The organism is Streptomyces sp. NPDC014894 (genome assembly GCF_043080985.1).
Taxonomy (GTDB): Bacteria; Actinomycetota; Actinomycetes; order Streptomycetales; family Streptomycetaceae; genus Streptomyces.
This window is the reverse complement of the sequence record NZ_JBIBWD010000011.1, coordinates 165,246-184,095: the sequence shown is the minus strand read 5'-3', so window position 1 is coordinate 184,095 and position 18,850 is coordinate 165,246. Positions and strand designations below refer to the sequence as shown.

The window sequence follows — 18,850 nt, the reverse complement described above, 5'->3', positions numbered from 1 at the left end:
CCGGGGCCGGGGTGCGGGACCGGCGCGCAGGGGCGCGCACGAAAGCGGCGTACGAAAGCGGCGTACGGACCGGGCGTACGGGATCGGCGTACGGCTACGGCAGCTGCCCGGCGGTCCCGTCGATCACCACGATCCCCGTGCCGTGCGCACGGCGGGCGTCGTCGGGGGTGTCGGCGAGGTGGACGGTGACGAGGTTGCCGAGGTCGCGGGAGAGCCGCTCGGCGAAGGCGTCGAGCCGGGGCCGCCAGTCGGCGGGGGCGCCGGCCGGGGGGACGGCGACGATCTCCAGCAGATCGGCGGGGTGGGCCGCGGCGCCCTCGGCGACCTTGCCCAGCAGGGCGAGATGGACGGGGGCCGGGTCGAGTTCCGCGGCGGCCCGATCGCGCACCTCGTCGGCGAGCCGCCCGCGCAGATCCGTCAGCTGCCCCACGGCGTCCCACACGAGATGGCCCGCGACGACGCGCACCTCCGCGCCGCGCCGGCGCGGCTCGACCATGCCCAGCAGGCCGAGCCGGAAGAGCACGCTCTCCAGCTGGGTGGCGGCCACCGAGGACTCACGGGCCAGCGCCTCCACGCTCAGCGCGGCGGAGCCCGCCGTCTCGCGGTGGGCGGAGAGGGCGGTCACCGTACGGCCCGAGGCCCCCGGGAAGAGAGCGGTGAGCGGGCTGCTGAAGTTCACGGCTGTACCTCTGTGCCTGACGGGGTGTGCTGACCGGTGAGGATGAGCCCGTCGGCCACCGCCAGGCGATGTGGGCATCGACGGCGGGCCGACGGGGGTTCGGGGTGCTCGCGGGGGCGCGAAGGGCTCCGCGCGAGCGGGGGTGCGGCCGTCAGGGTTCGCCGTCGGCCGACACGCTCGCGGGCGACGGCCGGTCACGGTCCGCCGCGAGACCGGCGTCCGACGGACGGTCGGCGTCCACCGACTGGTCACGGTCCATCGGCCGGTCGGTGTCCACCCGGCGGTCAGCGCTCATCGGCCGGTCGGTGTCCACCCGCTGGTCAGGGCCCGTCTGCCGGTCAGCGTCCGACGGCCGGTCGGCGTCGCCGCCGCCCGGGAGCGCCTCGAACGCGTCGAGAAGCTCGTGCAGCGGGGTCTCGCCCCAAGAGGTGAGCGCCAGGGAGGTGGTGAACACGGCGCCCGCGTGCAGCGCTCCGGGGCCCTCGCGCATCAGGGTCCGCAGCGGCGCGTGGTCGCCGCGCGCCCAGGACCGGATGGTCTCGGCGACCATGGGCCGGTGGCCGGCGGGGGCCGCCGCCGCGATCCGGTCGGCGGTGCGCACCACATCGGCCGGGGTGAAGCTCCGGGGCGCGGAGAGCACCGTGCCGACGACGATTCCCAGCATCTCGCGGACCACGAGGCGCAGTTCGTCGCGCGCGGCCGGGTCGAGACCGCCGAGGAGCGAGGAGACGGCCGGGGCGTCGCTGTGCGCGTACGCCCGGACCAGCGCGACGCCCCGGTGGGCCGCCTCCCGCCGGACCGCGGCCCCGGCCCTCGGATCCGTACCGCGTCCGCCGCCGGCGGCCGGCCGCGGACGGCAGGGCGCGGACCGGCGGCGGGCGGTCGGCGGACACTCGGGAACGCGACGCAAGGCCGTACCCCTTCCTCGGAGAAGAACTGACCCGATTCTGAAACTTCAAGTCAGGTTGAAGTCAAGTCCGCGGCCGGGCCGGGGACGGGGCGGAGCGGGAGGGGCGGCCGGACGGTCAGGCGCGGCCGTCGCTCAGCAGCCGGGCGGTGATGCCGGTGAGACGGCGGCCCTGGTAGCGGGCGGCCTCCAGGATGTTGTCGCCGGGCAGGTCGCCCGCGCCGGAGGCGTGGGCGGTGCCGTACGGGTTGCCGTTGGCGGCGTACACGGTCTGGTCGGTGTAGCCGGGCGGGACGATCAGCGAACCCCAGTGGTAGAAGGTGTTGTAGAGGGCCAGCAGGGTCGACTCGTTGCCGCCGTGGAGGTTGGCGGCGCTGGCGAAGGCGCTGGCGGGCTTGTCGGCGAAGACGCCGCGCTGCCAGAGGCCGCCCGTGCCGTCGATGAACTGCTTGAGCTGGGAGGCGACATTGCCGAAGCGGGTCGGCGTGCCGAAGGCGTAGGCGTCGGCCCACTCCAGGTCGTCGTGGCTCGCGACCTCGATGTCCTGGGCGGCGTCGACATGGGCGCGCCAGGCCGGGTTCGAGTCGATGGCGGCGTCCGGGGCGAGTTCCGTCACGCGGCGGAGCCGCACCTCGGCGCCCGCCTTCTCCGCGCCCTCCGCGACGGCCTGCGCGAGGCTGTGCACGCTCCCGGTCGACGAGTAGTAGATGACGGCGATCTTCGGGGATACGGCGACGGTCATGACGGCCCTCTCTGCAACGGCGAATCTGCGGCGCGAAAACGAAGTGGATAGCTATCCGCTTCGCCGAAGGTATGTGATTCAACGATCGATTGGCAAGCCCTAAACGGATAAGTATCCGCTAAGCTGGCGGTCAGAAATCGGCCAAAGCACCCAGACCCGGCACCCAGCCGGGCGGCCGAGCGGGCAGAACGGAGCCCCTGTTCGTGCACACGTCACAGCCCCATCGAGCGGATCTCCACAGCGTGGAGGCGCGTCCCCCCGGCGCCCACGACCCGGACGTCCACCGGGTGGGCCTTCCGCTCACCGGGGGCGGACCCGCCGCGCCCCGCGCGGACGCGGCGCACAACCGCCGCAAGATCCTTGAGGCCGCCGCCCGCATCGTGGCCGACGAGGGCCCCGAGGCCCTCACCATGAACGCGGTCGCGCGCGCCTCCGGCACCGGGGTCGGCACCGTCTACCGGCGCTTCGGCGACGTCGGCGCGCTCTTCTCGGCCCTCCTGGACGAACGGGAGCGCCAGTTCCAGGAGGCCTTCCTCTCGGGACCGCCCCCGCTCGGGCCCGGGGCGCCGCCGGAGGAACGGCTGCGCGCCTTTCTGCACGCCCTGGTCGACCGGGTCGTCGAGCAGCGCGAACTCCTGCTCGCGGGGGAGAACGCCTCCCCCGTCGGCCGCTACCGCCACCACGCCCATCTGGCCGGGCACACCCATGTGACCATGCTGGTCCGGGGGCTGCGGCCGGGCGCCGACGCGCCGCTGCTGGCGAGTCTGCTGCTCGCGCCCTTCGCGCCCAGCCTGATCACCCATCTCACCCGGGAGCGGGGCCGCGGCCCGGAGCAGATCAAGGACGGTCTCGACGCTCTGCTCACCGGGCTGCTGGGGCCCGCCGACCACTGAGCGCCCGTACCGGCCCCGGGCCCGCCGACCGCTGAGCGCCCCGTACCGGCCCCGGGCCCGCCCGGTACTCCGAGCGGCGCGTACGAGTCCGGGCCCGCCGAGCGGCGCGTACGGGCCGGGCCCGCCGACTGCCCGGAGCACCCGGACCGCCCGGAGCACCCGGCGGCGGGAGCGCCGCACCGCGCGGTGAACGCGGTACGACGCCCCCGGACCGGCCGGATCAGAGCGCCAGCAGGGCGCGTACCGGAACGCGGGAATCGGCCAGCGGCCGTACCGCGATCCGCATCAGGGCCCGGGCGTTGTCGTCCCCGGCGATCCGGTTGGCGCTCAGCTCACCGCAGGACAGACAGTGATGGATGATCATCCACTCCCCGTCGCCGCGCACCGACACGCTCAGCGCCGCCATCCGTCCCCGGCACCCCGAGTCACGGTCGCCCGGCACCCGCCGGTCGACGTGCAGGCTGGTCAGACAGTGCGGGCAGTGGTTGCGATGGGCGGTGCCTGGCGCGGTCAGCGGCACATCGAGCCGGCAGCCCGCGCAGCGGAACGCGTCCCCTCCCTCGCCGCCCCGGCCGTGCAGCACGTCCTTGCGCCGCTGCGGGCGGGCGGCTCCCCGCCGCCGGTCGTTCGTCCTTCGTCGTGACGTGTTCCGTCGGGACATGGTTCTCTCTCCTCCGTTCTCTCTCCCGCTCACATGTCTCCGAAGACCTCGAGCGGGAACGGCGGCTGGGCCAGCGGGCGCACGGCCAGGCGCATCAGAATGAGCTGGTTGTCGTCGGCGCTCAGAGGGCCGGCGGTGAGTTCGTCGCAGCGGACGCAGCGGTGGATGACCGTCCAGTCGCCGTTGCGGAGCACGGCGATGGAGATGGGCTTCATCCGCGACCGGCAGTCGGAGGGCCCGCCCTCGACATGGTCGTGGACGTGCCGCGAGTACAGACAGCTGGGGCAGTGGTCCCGGCGGTCGCCGCCGGGGCCGAGTGTGGACACGGTCAGTCCGCAGCGCACACAGGTGAAGGTGGACGTCCGCAGGACGGGGCTCGGCCCGGGGTTCGGGTCGGGGCCGGGGGACGAGAGGCGGTTCGGCAGATCGGTGGACACCGGCTTGGCTCCTTGCTGAAGGCTTGACGCGTGGGCGGCAGCAGGAGGCCGAGCGGTCCTCGGCGGGGCACGGCCGGCGGCCCGGCGGGCGCGACAGGGCTCCGTACGCCGTGACATGACAGGTCGTGACATGGCACGGGGGTACGGGGCGGACGCGTTCCGCGGGCGGGCGGGGCACGGCGCGACAGCACACCGTCGTACGTCCGGCGCCGGGCCGGAGACCCGCGATCGGCGATCAGAGGCAGCGAACAGCGGCAGCGATCGGGGATCGGAGGTCAGCGGTCGGCGATGAGCCGACGCCCGGGGCAGGCCGACGTACCGACGGAAGGACCGTCGGCGGCCTGCGGGTGGGGCGGCGGGTCAGCGACCGGACACGTACACGGTTCGCCGAGGGAGGCTCGGCGCGGGCCGGGGCATACATCACTGCTTTCCAGGGCTCGTCCGAGCCCGGTGGGATTCGTCGGGGCACACCGGCGACGGGGTGCCCGCCGAGGCGGGAGCCAACGTAGCAACGGGCCGTGGGGACGCACCAGCGATTTTCCCGCCGCCGATCGGCCGGGCGACCGGGCGACCGGCGGCGGGAGGCGGGAGGCGGGTACGGGCTCCGGAGCTGAGGCACGGCCCGGCGCGGCGCGGCGCACGGAAGCCCTCGGCCAGAGACGCGCATACGGCCCCGTTCCCCTACGACGACCTGCCTCAGCCCTCCCGGCCCCCCGGATCAGCGGCGGCCGGGCCGTCCCCCTCGGGCCCCGCGCTGAGCTGCTCGTCCAGTTCGTCGAAGAGCAGCCCCTCCCGCCCGACATGCCCGGTGCGATACGCGACCCGGGCCACCAGATGGGCGGCGACCGGGCCGGTCAGCAGCTGGAAGAAGCCGATGAGCCCGAGCGTGCCGAGGTCGATGCCGCTGCGGAGCCGCAGCGCGACCCCGAAGAGCACCAGCAGCATGCCGAGCGACTGCGGATTGGTCGCGGCATGGCTGCGGGAGAGCACATCGGGCAGCCGCAGCATGCCGATCGCGCCCAGCAGGCTCACGGCCGCGCCGAGGAAGATCAGTACGGCTCCGGCGGTGTCGGCCGTCTGCGCCCAGCCGTTCATCCGTCGTCCTCCTCGGCACGGGATCCGGGCTCGGGCCGGGGGCCGGGCCCCGGCCCCGGCCCGGGTGCGCGCGGCCGCCCCGGGCGGTCCGGCGCACGGTCGCGGACCGCGATGAAGCGGGCGATGCCGACCGAGCCGGTGAACCCGAGGAAGGCCACCACCAGCATGATCGGGAAGTAGTAGGCGTCCCGGGCGACGGCGGACCGCACCCCGATCCCCGCGATCATGAGCGCGGCGATGACATCGAGCGCCATGGCCCGGTCCAGCATCGAGGGGCCCCGCCAGAGCCGGTAGACCACCAGCGCCCCCGCGACGAGGATCATCACCGCGGACGCCGTCAGCAGCACCTCGTCCACGGTCCGGGCCACGCTCACCGGCCCTCCTCCCCGGGACGCGGCGAGCGGCGGACCCGGGCGATCTCGTCGCGGTCGCCGAAGGCCCGTACGGTCAGCTCCTCCATCCGCCACACCGAGCGCCGGGCCCGGTCCGCCGCGCCCGGGTGGTCCGCCTCCAGGATGTGGACGAAGAGGGTGGCGTTGGAACGGCGCACCTCCACCACCGATCCGTCGGGGACGTTGGAGACGGCGATCGCGGTCGCGGTGAGCATCAGATCGGTGCGGCAGCGCAGCGGAATCGCGAGTACGGCCGCCCGGTCGGGCCTGCTGTCGAACATCGGCCGGGCGACCTTGACCCCGGAGGTGTACATGTCCCAGAGCAGATGGGCCACCAGCCGGGCGATCCCCAGCGGATGGAGCCGGAGCCGGAGATCGACCGACGGCAGCGGGAAGACGAGGCAGAGGACGACGGCCACCACCAGGCCGTTGACGATATTGGCCCAGCTGACCGTGCCCCAGAGCAGGACCCAGATGACGGTGAGCCAGGCGATCAGCGGCAGGTCCAGCACCCGGCGCCGCCGCCCCACCACCGCACAGCTGAACGGCGGCAGATCCGGGTCGCGGAACTTCAGGGAGATCATGGGCGCGTCACCGGCCGAGCACCGCCTCGATGTAGGGGGAACGTTCCAGGAGTTCGGCCGCCGCCCGGTCGGTGAGCGAGGTGAACGGGTCGCCCAGCACCGTGTACGCGAGCGAGAGCAGCACCAGGGCCGCCGTCGCCCAGGTCATGGTGGACGGCAGCCGGTCGGTGGTGGTGGTGATGGTCCCGCCGAAGAGGGTGGCGGTCACGGCCTGTCCGGCGGGCCGCCCCCGGGACGCGCCGGACCGCCGCTCGCCCTCCGGGCCCAGATCGCCCGAGCCGTCGCCGCAGTCGTCGTCGCTGTCCCGCTCCTCCAGGACGGTGCCGCGCGCGGGCCGGTCCGGCGGCGCGGTCCGCCAGAAGGCCAGGTTCCAGACCTTGGCCATGACGTACAGCGTGATCAGGCTGGTGAGGGTGGCGGCGGCGACCAGGGTGTACGCCCAGGCGTCGGCGTCCGCGACACCGGCCCGCAGCAGCTGGAGCTTCCCGATGAAGCCCGACATCGGCGGGATCCCGGCCAGATTGAGCGCGGGCAGGAAGAAGAGCGCGGCGAGCGCTGGGGCGGCCCGTGCCAGTCCGCCGACCCGGGTCAGCTCGGTGGTCCCGGCACGCCGTTCGATCAGCCCGGCGACCAGGAAGAGGGCGGTCTGCACGGTGATGTGATGGACGACGTAGACGATCGCGCCGCCGATCCCGGCGCGGGAACCGAGCCCGATGCCGAAGACCATGTAGCCGATGTGGCTGATGAGGACGAAGGACAGCAGCCGCTTCAGATCGGTCTGGGCCACCGCGCCGAGCACCCCGATCAGCAGGGAGGCGAAGGCGGCGGCCAGCAGCAGATGCCCGAGCCGGTTGCCGGGGAAGAGCAGGGTCTCCGTACGGAGCATGCAGTACACGCCGACCTTGGTGAGCAGTCCGGCGAAGACGGCCGTGACCGGGGCGGGCGCGGTGGGGTACGAGTCCGGCAGCCAGGCCGCCAGCGGGAAGACGGCGGCCTTCACCGCGAACACGGTGAGCAGCGTGGCCTCCAGGAGGGTCCGCACGCCGAGGGGGAGTTCCTGGAGCCGTACCGCGAGCTGGGCGAGGTTGACGGTGCCGGCCGCCGCGTAGGTGAGGGCGACGGCGGTGAAGAAGATCATGGACGAGATGAGGGAGACGACGACATAGGTCGCACCGGCGCGCAGCCGGGACGCCGTGCCGCCGAGCGTCAGCAGCACAAAGCTGGAGACGAGCATGATCTCGAAGCCGACGTAGAGATTGACCAGATCGCCGGCGAGGAAGATGCAGGAGACCCCGGACACCAGCATCAGATAGGCCGGGTGGAAGACGGCGAGCGGGGTGCGTTCGTCCCGGTCGGCCATGCCCTGCCCGAGCGAGTAGACCAGGACGCACAGGGTCACCGCCGACGACACGGTCAGCATCAGTCCGGAGAGCCGGTCCGCGACCAGGGTGATCCCGAGCGGGGGCGCGAAGTCCCCGAGGTGGACGGCGAGCGGGCCGTGGACGTCGGCGGCGATCAGCAGGGTCACCGAGAGCGCGAGCACGGCGGAGAGCACGACCACGCTGACGACCCGCTGTCCGCGCGGGAAGCGGGTGCCCAGGGCGAGTTCGAAGCCGGTCGCGAGGAGGGGGAGCAGTACGGGGAGGGGTACGAGAGCGTTCATCCGGGGCCTTCCTCGGGGTGGGGCCGTCCGTCACGCCCGCCGGAACCGTCCGCTCCGGAACCCGGACCGCCGCGAGAGCCGCGAGAGCCGTCGGAATCTCCCATTCCGGAGCCGGAACCGCCCGGACCGCCCGGACCGCCCGGCCCCCCGCGATCCGCACCGCCGCCCCGGCCCTCCGGGCCGCCCCCCGGGCCCTCGTCACGGTCCTCGCGGTCCTCCGGGTCCTCGCCCAGGATGTCGTTCCACAGGTCGCCCGACGCGTCGCGGGCCCGGGCCTGGAGGGCGCGGTCCTCGCGGAGCACGGCGCGCAGCCGGCGGCGTTCGACGCGGTACTCGTCCCGGTCCCCCTCGGGCCCGCGCCCGCGCGGACCGTGGCGTTCGCGCAGGGCCGCCCGCTGCTCCTGGACCTCGGCGCGGAGCGCGACCCTGCGGTCCTCGATGTCGTCCTGGACCTCGTCCGTGCCGGTGACCCGCTGGCTGCGGTACGCCATCGCCAGCAGGAACGCCGTGGTGGCGAGGGTGATGACGATGGCGGTGAGCGCGATCGCCTGGGGCAGCGGATCGGTCACCCGGGACAGTTCGACCCCGGGATAGAGCAGCGGCGCGAGCCCGGCGGGCCCGCCCGCGCCCAGCATCAGCAGGTTGATGCCGTTGCCGAGCACCACCGCGCCGATCAGCACCCGGCTCAGCGCCCGCATCAGCAGCAGCACCCCGCCCACGGCGCACAGCACCCCGGCGGTCACCAGCAGACTGAGGCTCACCGTCACCGGCCGGCCTCCCGTCCGGCGGCCTCGCGCGCCGCGGCCTCCCGCTCGATCTGGCGGTCCACCCGGGCGCCGAGCGCCCGCACGATGTCCAGGACCACGCCCAGCACCAGCAGATAGACGCCCGCGTCGAAGAGGACCGGCGTACCGAGGTGGAAGTCGCCGAAGAGCGGCCAGTGGCCCTCGTACGAGAAGGCGTGCAGCGCGGTGCCGTCGAAGAGCCCCAGCAGCGCCACCCCCGTGGAGAGGAAGAGGCCGAGCCCGATGAAGAGACCGGGCTGGCCGGGGGCCGCCTCGCCCAGCTCGTACCGGCCGCCCGCGAGATAGCGCGCCATCATCGCGACGCCCGCGACCAGTCCGCCGACGAAACCGCCGCCCGGCAGATTCTCCGCGCAGAACAGCAGATAGACGGAGAGGACGAGGATGGGGTGGAAGACCAGCCGGGCCACCACCTCGAAGACCACCGAGCGGTACTCGGGGGCGAGGGTGCGCCCGGCGGCGAGCCAGGTGCGCTCGGGCGCGTTGTCGTCGGGGGCCGGTACGGGGGTGACCGTGCCGGAGCCGAACGACCAGGCGGTGCGCCCGGCCTGCGGACCGTTCGCCTGAGGCCCGTTCGCCTGCGGACCGTTCGCCCGGGGCCCGTTCGCCCGGGGCCCGTTCGCCCGGGGCCCGTTCGCCCGAGGAGGTGCGGAGGCCGTCTCGTAGGCGGAGTCGTCCGGGGACCCGGTCCGGCGGTGGAAGTAGATCAGGCTGGTCACGCCCACGGCGGCGACGGCGAGGACGGCCGACTCGCCGAGGGTGTCCCAGGCCCGGTACTCCACGAGGATCGTCGCCACCACGTCCTTGACCCCGTGGTGCGCCGTCTCGTACACCAGCGCCCGGCCCGCCGGGTCGGCGCGGCGGGCCGCGGCCATCACCCACAGCACGACCGAGACGGCCGCCGCCGCGGCCAGCGCCAGCGGCACCCGGACCATCAGCCGCCACCGGCTGATGGTCTCCTGGAAGTACACCGGCATCCGCCGCAGGACCAGCACGAACACCAGCAGCGAGACCGTCTCGACGCAGAACTGGGTGAGCGCCAGATCGGGCGCGCCCTGCACCACGAAGAGCAGGGCCGTGCCGTATCCGGTCAGGCCCGCCATCACCACGGCCTTCATCCGGCGGCGCACCTGGAGACAGAGCAGCGCCGCCAGACAGGTCAGCAGGGCGATCGCGCCCTGGACGGGCGAGTCCCACAGCCGGGGCGGCTCGGCGTCGTGCCACGGCCGGTCCACGAGCAGCACCGTGAGCTGCCCGGCGAGCAGCACCAGCAGCACGGTGGCCAGATAGACCGGGAGCGAACCGCGCTGGAAGAAGCCGGTCACCTGGAGCGCGAGCCGCTCCAGCCCCAGCAGCCCCAGGCCGAAGACCCGGTCGGCGGTCGGCCACGCCACCCGCCGGGAGAGCCGCACCACCGGCCCGCGCGCCGCGAAGAGCGCCAGACCGCCCGCCCACGCGGCCCCCGAGAGCAGCAGCGCGACGCCGAGTCCGTGCCAGAGCGAGAGGCTGTACGGGTGCGCGGGGGGCGGGAAGGCGTCGGCGTACGCCCCCAGCAGCCCGTTCAGCCAGACGACTCCGGGGCCCAGCACCACACAGCCCGCCGCGAGCACCGCGGGCGGCCCGAGGAACGCCGCGTCGACCGGGTGCGCGGGGGTGTCGGCCAGCCCGGGTTTACGGGCGAACGCGCCCCACAGGAAACGCAGGGTGTACGCGGTGGTCAGCGCCGAACCGACGACGCAGACGGCCAGCGTCCAGCGCTCGGCCGCGCTCCCGTGCTCCAGCGCGGTGAACGCGGCCTCCTTCGCCGCGAAGCCGAGCAGCGGCGGCAGCCCCGCCATCGACGCCCCGGCGACGACCGCGACCGCGGCGACCCGCGGCAGCGCCCGCCCCACCCCGGAGAGCCGGCGCAGATCGCGGGTGCCGGTCGCGTGGTCGACGATCCCGGTGACGAGGAACAGCGGCGCCTTGAAGAGCGCGTGGGCGAGGATCATGGCCGCGGCGGCGAGCGCGGTGTCCCGGTGGCCCGCCCCGGCCAGCACGGTGAGGAAGCCGAGCTGGCTGACGGTGCCGTAGGCGAGGACGAGCTTCAGGTCGTTGAGCCGCAGCGCCCGCCAGCCGCCCAGCAGCATGGTCAGCGCGCCGAGGGTCAGCAGCAGCGGCCGCCACGGCGGGGCGTCCGCGAACGCGGGGGCCAGCCGGGCGATGAGATAGACGCCGGCCTTCACCATGGCGGCGGCGTGCAGATAGGCGCTGACCGGCGTCGGCGCGGCCATCGCGTTGGGCAGCCAGAGGCTGAACGGCCAGATCGCCGACTTGGAGAGGGCTCCCAGCAGGATGAGCACCACGGCGACCGAGACGGTCGTGGAGGGCGCGGGCGGGTCGGCGACCAGGGCGGAGATCCGGTAGGTGCCCGCCGCCCCGCCCAGCATCAGAAAGCCGACGAGCATGGCCAGCCCGCCGAAGGCGGTGACGGTCAGCGCCTGGAGCGCCGAGCGGCGGCTCTGCTTGCGCTCGCTGCCGTGGCCGATCAGCAGATAGGAGAAGACCGTGGTCAGCTCCCAGAACACATAGAGCAGCACCAGGTCGTCGGCGAGGACCAGCCCCAGCATGGCCCCGGCGAAGGCCAGCAGATTGCCCGCGAACCGGCCGAGCATCAAGGTCCCGGCGGCGAAGTACCGTACGCAGTACAGCAGCACCAGCGCGCCCACCCCGGCCGCGAGCAGCACCATCAGCAGCGAGAGCGCGTCCAGCCGCAGCGCGAGCCAGACCCCGTAGTCCGGGAGCCACGGCAGCGACCAGCCCACCGAGCCTCCGGACGCGGCCCGGCCCCACTGGGCGGCGGCCCAGACCGCCGCGGCGGCGGGCGGCAGCGCCAGCACGACGAAGGCCCGGGGGCCGAGCCGGCCGACGAGCGGCCCCGCGCAGGCGGCGAGCAGGAAGTGACAGAGGATCAGCGCTGCCATGCGGCCCCGGACGCCGACCCGCCGTCAACGGTCGGGACAGAAAGGACGGAAGGCACGGAAGTATTGCTATAAGCCCTCGCGCCGCTTCACGCTCCGGCGCGCCGATGAGGGGCCGTACCGGGCCGAGGTCGCCCCCCGCCGGCCCATCGCCGCCTCGGGTTCCGGGGGCGGGCTCTCACTCGTGGTGGGCGTGCTCGTCCGAGTCCTCGAAGGTCGACGGGATCGTCTTCTTGATCGCGGCGGCCAGGTCCATGAGCGCGCTGACGTCGCCGTACTTCGTCGGGAGGGTCAGCTCGACATAGACCTCGCGGTAGACGGTGGTGCTGCGGTACGCGCCGTCCTCGGGGCCCTCCAGCATCCAGTCCACATCGCTCACCTTCGCCCCGGGAGCCTTGGGGTTGTTCATCTCCGCGGGCCGCGGGACGCCGCAGCGGAGCACCACGGCCGGGTCGCCCCACGCCGCGGTGAGGCGCGAGGAGGGCTCCGTGTCGCGCCGTTCGAGCCCCGCCACCGAGTCCGGCAGCTCGTCGTGGAGCGCCTCGCACATCCGTTCGGCGTCCTTGTCGACGGCGGGCGGCGCCGCCTTCACCGGATCCCCGGAGAAGACGTACACGGCGGCGATCAGCAGCAGCACGACGACCGGCACGCCGAACACCGCGAGGCGACGAGGGTTCATGCCCCGACGATATCCGCCGGGGGGCGGACGGCAGGAGGCGGTGGCGGTACGAGGCGCCGGGGGCGGTCCTGAGGCGCGGGCAAGGGCTTCCGAGGGGGGCCGGGGGCTCTCCGGGGGCGGGGTCCCGGGTCGCTTCCGGGGGCCAGGGGGATCCCGGGACGACTCCCGGGCAGGTCGGCGCACCGCCCCGGGCCCGCACACCGCCCCGGGCCCGCGCCGCGCCGCACCGCACCGGCCCCGGACACGGACACGGTCAGCCGTCGGAGCGCGGCCCGCCCTCCGCGTACTCGTTCGCGAGCATCTCGTCCATGGTCCCGCGCATCCGGACGACGATCTCCTCGAAGCCGCGCAGCTGCTCCGGGGTGTAGTCGGCGACCACCGCGGCCATACGCTCGGTGTAGACGCGGAAGAACTCCTCGGCCCGCGGCCTGACATGGGGGCTGCTGCGCAGCGTCACGATTCTGCGGTCGGCCCGCTCACGGGTCCGGGCGACGTGTCCGGCCGCCTCCAGCCGGTTCAGCAGCGCGGTGGTCGCGCCCGACGACAGGGAGATCCGCTCGCTCAGCCGGGCCGGCGACAGCGGGCGGCCCTTGTCCTCGGCGTACAGGATCTCCGCCAGCGCGGCGGCGTCCGTGGAGTGCAGCCCGAGCCAGGCGGCGAAGCGCCGGGTGAACTCCGTGTAATTGGCTCCGAACGATCGCAGCCCGTCCATGAGACCGCTGTACCGGGCGTCGAAATCCCCGTGCTCCGGTGTCTCCATCGCCGTGCTCCGCCTTCCCGTCGGCGCGGGCGACCTGCCCCGCCGCGCGGTTTGACAACCTATCGCAAGCACTTTACCTTCACCACAAAGATACTTCACCATGGAGGTAACTTGTCCGGCACCGCAGCATCCCCGACACCCTCGGCATCCCCGGCGCCCCCGTCCCCGCGCCTGTGGCTCGGCCTGATCGCCGTCTCCCTCGGCGTGGCGCTGATCGTCGTGGACATCACCATCGTCAACGTGATCCTCGCCCCGATCATCGAAGACCTCTCGATCGGATCCGCCGAGGCCCAGTGGATCCAGGAGTCGTACGCGATCGTCTTCGCCGCGCTGGTCCTGCTCACCGGACGCCTCTCCGATCTGCACGGCGCCCGCAAGATCTTCCTCATCGGTCTCGCCGTGTTCGGCGCGACCAGCCTGCTGGCCGCGGTCGCCCCCAACGGCGGTCTGCTGATCCTCGCCCGCTTCCTTCAGGGCATCGGCGGGGCGATGATCCTCCCGACCTCCCTGGCGCTGGTGAACGCGAGCTTCACCGGCCGGGCCCGGGCCCAGGCGTTCGCCGTCTGGGGCTCGACCATCGGCGCCGCCGCGGCCGTCGGCCCGCTGATCGGCGGCTGGCTCGCGGACTTCCACTGGCGCTGGGCCTTCGGCATCAACATCCCGCTGGTGGCGCTGATCGTGGCGGGCGCCCTGTTGTTCCTGCCCGCCTCGCCCCGCACCCGCGGCCGGGTCGACACCGCCGGAGCCGTACTCTCCGCGATCGGGCTCGGTCTGCTCGCCTTCGCCCTGATCGAGGGGCGCAACCACGGCTGGTTCGCCACCACGAAGCCGCTGACCGCCGGCGGATTCTCCTGGAGCGGCGGCCCCTCCCCCGTCCTGGTCGCGCTGATCGTGTCGGTGCTCGCCCTGTACGCGTTCTGGCGCCGGCAGGCGGCCCTCGGCCGCCGGGACGAGGAGCCGCTGATGGACGTGAGGCTCTTCTCCATCGGCTCGTTCCGCAACGGCAATCTCGTGACGCTCGTCGTCGGCCTCGGCGAGTTCGGCATCGTCGCGGTGCTGCCGCTCTGGCTCCAGTTCGCCCTGGACTACAGCGCGCTCCAGGCGGGGCTCGCGCTGGTCGCCCTCGCCGTGGGCAGCTTCTGCGCCAGCGGCGGCAGCTTCTCGATGGCCGCGACGGTGTCCCCGCTGGCCCAGGTCCGACTGGGCCTCTTCCTGGAGGCCGCCGGACTCGCCCTGCTGGGGCTGATCGCCGCCGCCGACAGCGCCTGGTGGCTGATCGCGCTCGCGCTGTTCGTCTACGGGATCGGGGTCGGGTTCGCCACCGCGCAGGTCACCAACATCGTCCTCGCCGATGTGCCCGCCAAGAGCGCGGGACAGGGCTCGGGCATCCAGAGCGCGGCCCGCGAACTCGGCTCCGCGCTCGGCATCGCCCTACTCACCACGCTGTTCTTCAGCACGCTGGCCGGCAGCCTGACCGACCGGCTGGCCCGGGCCGGACTGCCCGAGCGGGAGGCCGAACAGCTCAGCGGGGTCGTCACGGAGAGCGCCGGTTCGGTGATCCCCGCCCTCGCCGCGGACCCGGCCACCGAGCGGGCCGCGGACGCCGCCCGGCACGCGATGACCAGCGGCCTCGAACTCACCAGCTACGTCTGCGCCGGACTCCTGCTGCTGGCGCTCGCGGCCACGCTCTTCGTCAGGCCCGCCGCGAAGACGCTGACGCCTGCTCACGAGGAGCGGCGAGAGGACCGGGACCGGCTCCCGGACCAGGCGCGCTGACGCGCCGCGCGCACTCGGGGCGGTTTGACATCATGGTTGTCATGACGCAGCGGAAGCCTCCCGGCGCCTCCTTCGAGGGCTGGGTCGATCACCAGATCCGCGAGGCGGAGAAGCGGAGCGAGTTCGCGGACCTCCCCGGCTTCGGGAAGCCCCTGCCGGACGACACCGCCCCCTACGACGACCTGTGGTGGATCAAGAAGAAGATGGCCCGCGAGGGAATCGCGCGGCTGTCCCCCGTCATCGAGTGCCGCAAGGAGGTCGAGGACCTGCCCGCGTCCCTCCCGGGCCTCACGACCGAGGCGGAGGTCCGCCGCCGGGTGGACCTCCTGAACGAGAAGATCACCAGCCTTCTCCTCCGGCCGCCCCCGGGCCCGCCGCTGGGCGTCCGACGCCTGGACGTGAACGAGGTCCTGCGCGAGTGGAGGGGGCTGCGGGGCTGACGGGCGGTCTCGCACGAGGGGTGTTCCGTCGTGCGGGGCATCCTGGTCGGGCGGGAGGCCGCACGACGGAGGGCGCTCCGCCCAGGGGGTCCTCGTACGAGGGAACACCCCGGCGCGGCGGGCACTCCGCCTGCGCCCCCGGGTCCTCGCAGCGCCGGCAGCCGCAGCCCGCTTGCGAGGGCAGGACGACCGACGGGAGGCGTCCCCGTCCGGCGGGGACTCCCCCGTACCGCCCCGAAGGCCCCCTTCCCCCGTTGTTACGTTCCCATCACCCGCCGATGCGAAGGCCGTCATGCGGCCCCACGACAGTGGCGCGCGTGAATACGATCATGCACAGGAACACGGGCCCGAAGCCGAACCCGAGACGGCGGGCCCTCTCCGTACTCCTGGCCCTGTCCGCCTCCGCCGCGACCCTGGCCGTCCCCGCATCGGCGGCCTCGGCGATCCCCGCGAAATCGCCCGCCTCGACGGCGACCCAGGAGCCGGCCGGAGCGAGCACCCCTCCCCCGTCGATCAGCTGGGGCGCCTGCCCCAAGGGGGACCCGCCCTATCCCGACCCCAGCCCGAAGGCCGAGTGCGCGACGGTCGAGGTGCCGGTGGACTGGTCGAAGCCGAAGGGTCCGAAGATCGGGCTCTTCGTCGCCCGCCAGCGGGCCGCCGACCCCGCGCGCCGGATCGGCGTGCTGATGTCGAACCCGGGCGGGCCCGGGGCGCCGGGGGCCGATGACGCGCTGTACGCCGACGACCCCTACGACGGCTACGACTCGGACATGCGGGGGCGCTTCGACATCGTCGGCTTCGACCCGCGCGGCATCGGCCGCAGCCAGGGCGCGGTCTGCGACGAGACGATCGCCGACGCGATCCCGAAACGCCCCCGGAACGCGGCCGAGTTCGAGCGGCTGCGCACGCTGACCGGTCGGCTGGCGGACAGCTGTCTGCGGCGGACCGGCCCGCTCGCCGCCCATATGGACGGCGAGAGCGTGGCCCGTGACATGGACGCGATCCGCGCCGCCCTCGGCGAGCGCAGGATCAGTTTCATCGGCCACTCGTACGGGACGTTCCTCGGCGAGCGTTACGCCCGCCTCTTCCCGGACAGGCTCCGCGCGCTGGCCCTGGACAGCGCGATGGACCCGGACCGGCCGAACGCCGAGCGCTATCTCACGGACGGGAGCCTCACCACCGACGGCACCCTCAAGCGGCTCGCGGACTGGTGCGAGAAGGACGCGGCCTGCGCGCTGAAGGGCAAGGACGTGACCGCCGTCACCGACTCGCTGTTCGCCCGCGCCGACGCGGGCACGCTCCGCGAGCCGGGCCCGAACGGACCGACGCGGAAGAAGGTCGGCGCCGACCGGCTGTCCGACCTGCTCACCTTCGCCCTCGGCAAGTGGAGCCCGGAGAGCGCGGCGAAGCAGCTGGCCGCGCTGGACAGCGGCAAGGGCGAGGTCAACTGGGCCCCGGTCGGCGCCGACCTCAGCTCACGGCTCGTGCTGTGCCGGGACTACGACTTCCGGATCCGCGACTTCGCCCACTACCGGGCCATCCGCGACCGGGTCGCCGAGGCCGCCCCGCACATCCGCTACAACGCCCAGGCCCTGGACACCGTCCTCGCCTGCCAGGGCTGGACCATGCCGCCCAAGCCCCGCCCCGCCCAGGCCCGGGGCGACCTCCCGCCCGTCCTCGTGGTCAACGCCACCCACGACCTGGCCACCCCGCTCCCCGGCGCCCGCCGCATGGCCCGCGCCTTCCCGAACGCCACCCTCCACACCGTCGACTTCGCCGGCCACTGGCTCTACCGCCCCGGCACCCCCACCAACCCCCGCCACCTCATCGACACCTACCTCACCCACCCCACCCCCTGACCCCACAACTCCCCGCCCGGCCCCCACCCGGGGCCGGGCGGACCTCCGAAGCCCGACACCAAGCCCGACACCATGGGCACGCAACGGGCACGCAGCGAGGTCCGGCGGCCGCCGGACTCCACCCCGACCGCCCCAGAAATGCGAAAAACCCCAGGTCACGGCGAGTGAGTCCTGAGGTTCTTCAGAGCCGCCTTCGGGATTCGAACCCGAGACCTACGCGTTACGAGACCGAAAAGGTTTATGCTGCCCACTGCCGGACCGTGCTGCGGCGTAGCATTTGAGCTGGTCAGAGCACGTGCGGCAGGTTGCCCCGCACCACTTCGTGTCGCACCGTCCAAAGGCGTCTGTCCACCGGCCGTCCACCGGCAAGGCTGACTCCGACCACTGGGCGGCCCGCCATAAGCGTCTCGGCTACGTGTGGTGCTGCCTTCCGCCTGATCGCCGCACTGGCTGTTGCAAACCTACAAGGCAGCACTGAGGGCGCGGCACCCCTACGCGTCCCGCAGGGAACAGCAACTGCAGTGACAGCAGCAACGTCGTGTTTTTGTTTCATGCCCGCTGGCGGCCTTCCCCCGGTCCGACGGCGGTGCCGTGAGCGCCGGTTCCTGCGGTGTGTCTTCGACTCCCACCAAACGCTGGAGGTCGGCGGTCACTACCCGGTAGGCGTTGCCGAGTTTCAGCACCTTGCACGGATACTCACCCCGCTTCGCCAGACCGTAGCCGGTAGATCTCCCTATTGAGAGGACTCTGTTCGCTGTCTGTAGATCCACCGTGGGTGGCAAGGCCACCAGGTCCTCACGGGTGAGGGCCGCACCACCGATCGCCCCGAGTCGCTCTGTCACCGCACCCTCCCCATGACACGTATCGACACCGCAGCCTCTTACACCCCCTGGCCGATCACCAGCGTCATCCATAGGCACTCGGAAAGAACCTCCCAGAACAAGAGATTCACCCGTACGAGTGGTCGCAACTGATTGTGATCGTCTGCCGCAAAGCAGACCCAGCGACGCCGGGGCCCCAAGGCTCGGAGGAGCCCCGGCTGGACGCGCAAGCCACCGGGGGGACTGGACCGGAACGCGCTGTTGAATCCGGGTGGGCCCTGATCGCTGTGGGGGATGAAGCACGGGACCCTGCCGCACGCGCGCCCTCCGAGTCCGGGCTCAGAAGTGATTGTCGCCAGACCTCGAACTGCGCGCGGACGCCGTCAACCCGGACCTGATCCACCCCGTATGCCAGGAACAGCTGATGGCTGAATCTACCGCTACCGGCCAGCATCTGAGCCAGAACGGCCCTGTCGAAGTCTGTGTCCCGCCGGCGGCAAGTTCGATCAGCCGCTCCCGCGAGTACCCGGCGCTGTCGGTGGTCGCTGGGACCAAGAGTTGTACGGGTGGCCCGTCGTTCTCTCGCGGGATGGGCGATCAGCACGACGATGCACCCACAAGTCATCTCCTTGCCCCGGGCCCCATGAGGGCCCTCGTGACATGATCTCCGTACGAATCAACGTGGTTGCGAATCTCCCG

At 73.2% G+C, this 18,850-nt stretch carries 17 protein-coding genes and 1 pseudogene; 4 read left to right on the top strand and 14 right to left on the bottom strand.

Translation table 11 applies throughout. The features are described from left to right. Window positions 1-94: 94 nt before the first annotated feature. From ACF089_RS25975 to wrbA, 3 genes are all read right to left on the bottom strand, one after another. Window positions 95-679 carry a hypothetical protein gene (locus ACF089_RS25975; RefSeq protein WP_392031033.1) on the bottom strand — a complete coding sequence of 195 codons (585 nt, stop codon included), beginning with the start codon at window positions 677-679 and terminating at the stop codon, window positions 95-97. 151 nt (window positions 680-830) lie between these two features. Continuing rightward, window positions 831-1,589, bottom strand: a complete 759-nt coding sequence (locus tag ACF089_RS25970; protein WP_392031031.1) for a hypothetical protein — start codon at window positions 1,587-1,589, stop codon at window positions 831-833. Between the two features lie 115 nt (window positions 1,590-1,704). Beyond that, a complete protein-coding gene (wrbA, locus tag ACF089_RS25965) occupies window positions 1,705-2,328 on the bottom strand; it encodes an NAD(P)H:quinone oxidoreductase (protein WP_392031028.1) in 624 nt (207 codons plus the stop codon). 203 nt (window positions 2,329-2,531) lie between these two features. On the opposite strand from wrbA, the gene ACF089_RS25960 reads away from it, so the two are divergent. Next, complete coding sequence (locus ACF089_RS25960) at window positions 2,532-3,221, top strand: TetR/AcrR family transcriptional regulator (RefSeq protein WP_392031026.1); 690 nt, start codon at window positions 2,532-2,534, stop codon at window positions 3,219-3,221. Window positions 3,222-3,441: 220 nt separating this feature from the next. On the opposite strand, the gene ACF089_RS25955 is transcribed toward ACF089_RS25960, so the two are convergent. The 10 genes from ACF089_RS25955 to ACF089_RS25910 form a co-directional block, all read right to left on the bottom strand. Beyond that, window positions 3,442-3,882 (bottom strand): RNHCP domain-containing protein, encoded by a 441-nt coding sequence (locus ACF089_RS25955; RefSeq protein ID WP_392031023.1) that lies wholly within the window; start codon window positions 3,880-3,882, stop codon window positions 3,442-3,444. A gap of 29 nt (window positions 3,883-3,911) precedes the next feature. Then, window positions 3,912-4,250, bottom strand: coding sequence for an RNHCP domain-containing protein (locus ACF089_RS25950; RefSeq protein ID WP_392031296.1), 339 nt, complete (start codon window positions 4,248-4,250; stop codon window positions 3,912-3,914). Window positions 4,251-5,015: 765 nt separating this feature from the next. Then, window positions 5,016-5,414: a monovalent cation/H(+) antiporter subunit G gene (gene mnhG / locus ACF089_RS25945; RefSeq protein WP_392031021.1), complete on the bottom strand. Its 399-nt coding sequence runs from the start codon at window positions 5,412-5,414 to the stop codon at window positions 5,016-5,018. Then, a complete protein-coding gene (locus ACF089_RS25940) occupies window positions 5,411-5,788 on the bottom strand; it encodes a monovalent cation/H+ antiporter complex subunit F (RefSeq protein WP_392031018.1) in 378 nt (125 codons plus the stop codon). Before ACF089_RS25940 ends, mnhG begins: the two co-directional genes overlap by 4 nt. After that, window positions 5,785-6,390: a Na+/H+ antiporter subunit E gene (locus tag ACF089_RS25935; protein WP_392031015.1), complete on the bottom strand. Its 606-nt coding sequence runs from the start codon at window positions 6,388-6,390 to the stop codon at window positions 5,785-5,787. Before ACF089_RS25935 ends, ACF089_RS25940 begins: the two co-directional genes overlap by 4 nt. Window positions 6,391-6,397: 7 nt before the next feature. After that, window positions 6,398-8,053, bottom strand: a complete 1,656-nt coding sequence (locus tag ACF089_RS25930; protein ID WP_392031011.1) for a Na+/H+ antiporter subunit D — start codon at window positions 8,051-8,053, stop codon at window positions 6,398-6,400. Further along, window positions 8,050-8,820, bottom strand: coding sequence for a Na(+)/H(+) antiporter subunit C (locus ACF089_RS25925; protein WP_392031008.1), 771 nt, complete (start codon window positions 8,818-8,820; stop codon window positions 8,050-8,052). Before ACF089_RS25925 ends, ACF089_RS25930 begins: the two co-directional genes overlap by 4 nt. Then, window positions 8,817-11,819, bottom strand: coding sequence for a Na+/H+ antiporter subunit A (locus ACF089_RS25920; RefSeq protein WP_392031005.1), 3,003 nt, complete (start codon window positions 11,817-11,819; stop codon window positions 8,817-8,819). Before ACF089_RS25920 ends, ACF089_RS25925 begins: the two co-directional genes overlap by 4 nt. Window positions 11,820-11,994: 175 nt before the next feature. Further along, window positions 11,995-12,495 (bottom strand): DUF3515 domain-containing protein, encoded by a 501-nt coding sequence (locus ACF089_RS25915; protein WP_392031002.1) that lies wholly within the window; start codon window positions 12,493-12,495, stop codon window positions 11,995-11,997. 253 nt (window positions 12,496-12,748) lie between these two features. Beyond that, window positions 12,749-13,255: a MarR family winged helix-turn-helix transcriptional regulator gene (locus tag ACF089_RS25910; protein WP_392030999.1), complete on the bottom strand. Its 507-nt coding sequence runs from the start codon at window positions 13,253-13,255 to the stop codon at window positions 12,749-12,751. Window positions 13,256-13,366: 111 nt separating this feature from the next. On the opposite strand from ACF089_RS25910, the gene ACF089_RS25905 reads away from it, so the two are divergent. The 3 genes from ACF089_RS25905 to ACF089_RS25895 all read left to right on the top strand — a co-directional run bounded on the left by ACF089_RS25905 (window position 13,367) and on the right by ACF089_RS25895 (window position 17,330). Then, window positions 13,367-15,031 (top strand): DHA2 family efflux MFS transporter permease subunit, encoded by a 1,665-nt coding sequence (locus tag ACF089_RS25905; protein ID WP_392030996.1) that lies wholly within the window; start codon window positions 13,367-13,369, stop codon window positions 15,029-15,031. A 41-nt stretch (window positions 15,032-15,072) separates the two neighbouring features. Then, window positions 15,073-15,471, top strand: coding sequence for a DUF1992 domain-containing protein (locus ACF089_RS25900; protein WP_392030992.1), 399 nt, complete (start codon window positions 15,073-15,075; stop codon window positions 15,469-15,471). A 329-nt stretch (window positions 15,472-15,800) separates the two neighbouring features. After that, entirely contained in the window at window positions 15,801-17,330 is a 1,530-nt protein-coding gene (locus tag ACF089_RS25895) for an alpha/beta hydrolase (protein ID WP_392030989.1), read from the top strand. 620 nt (window positions 17,331-17,950) lie between these two features. Here ACF089_RS25895 and ACF089_RS25890 read toward each other — a convergent pair. Next, a pseudogene (locus tag ACF089_RS25890) lies at window positions 17,951-18,172 on the bottom strand (hypothetical protein); the annotation flags it as partial. Between the last annotated feature and the right edge of the window lie 678 nt (window positions 18,173-18,850).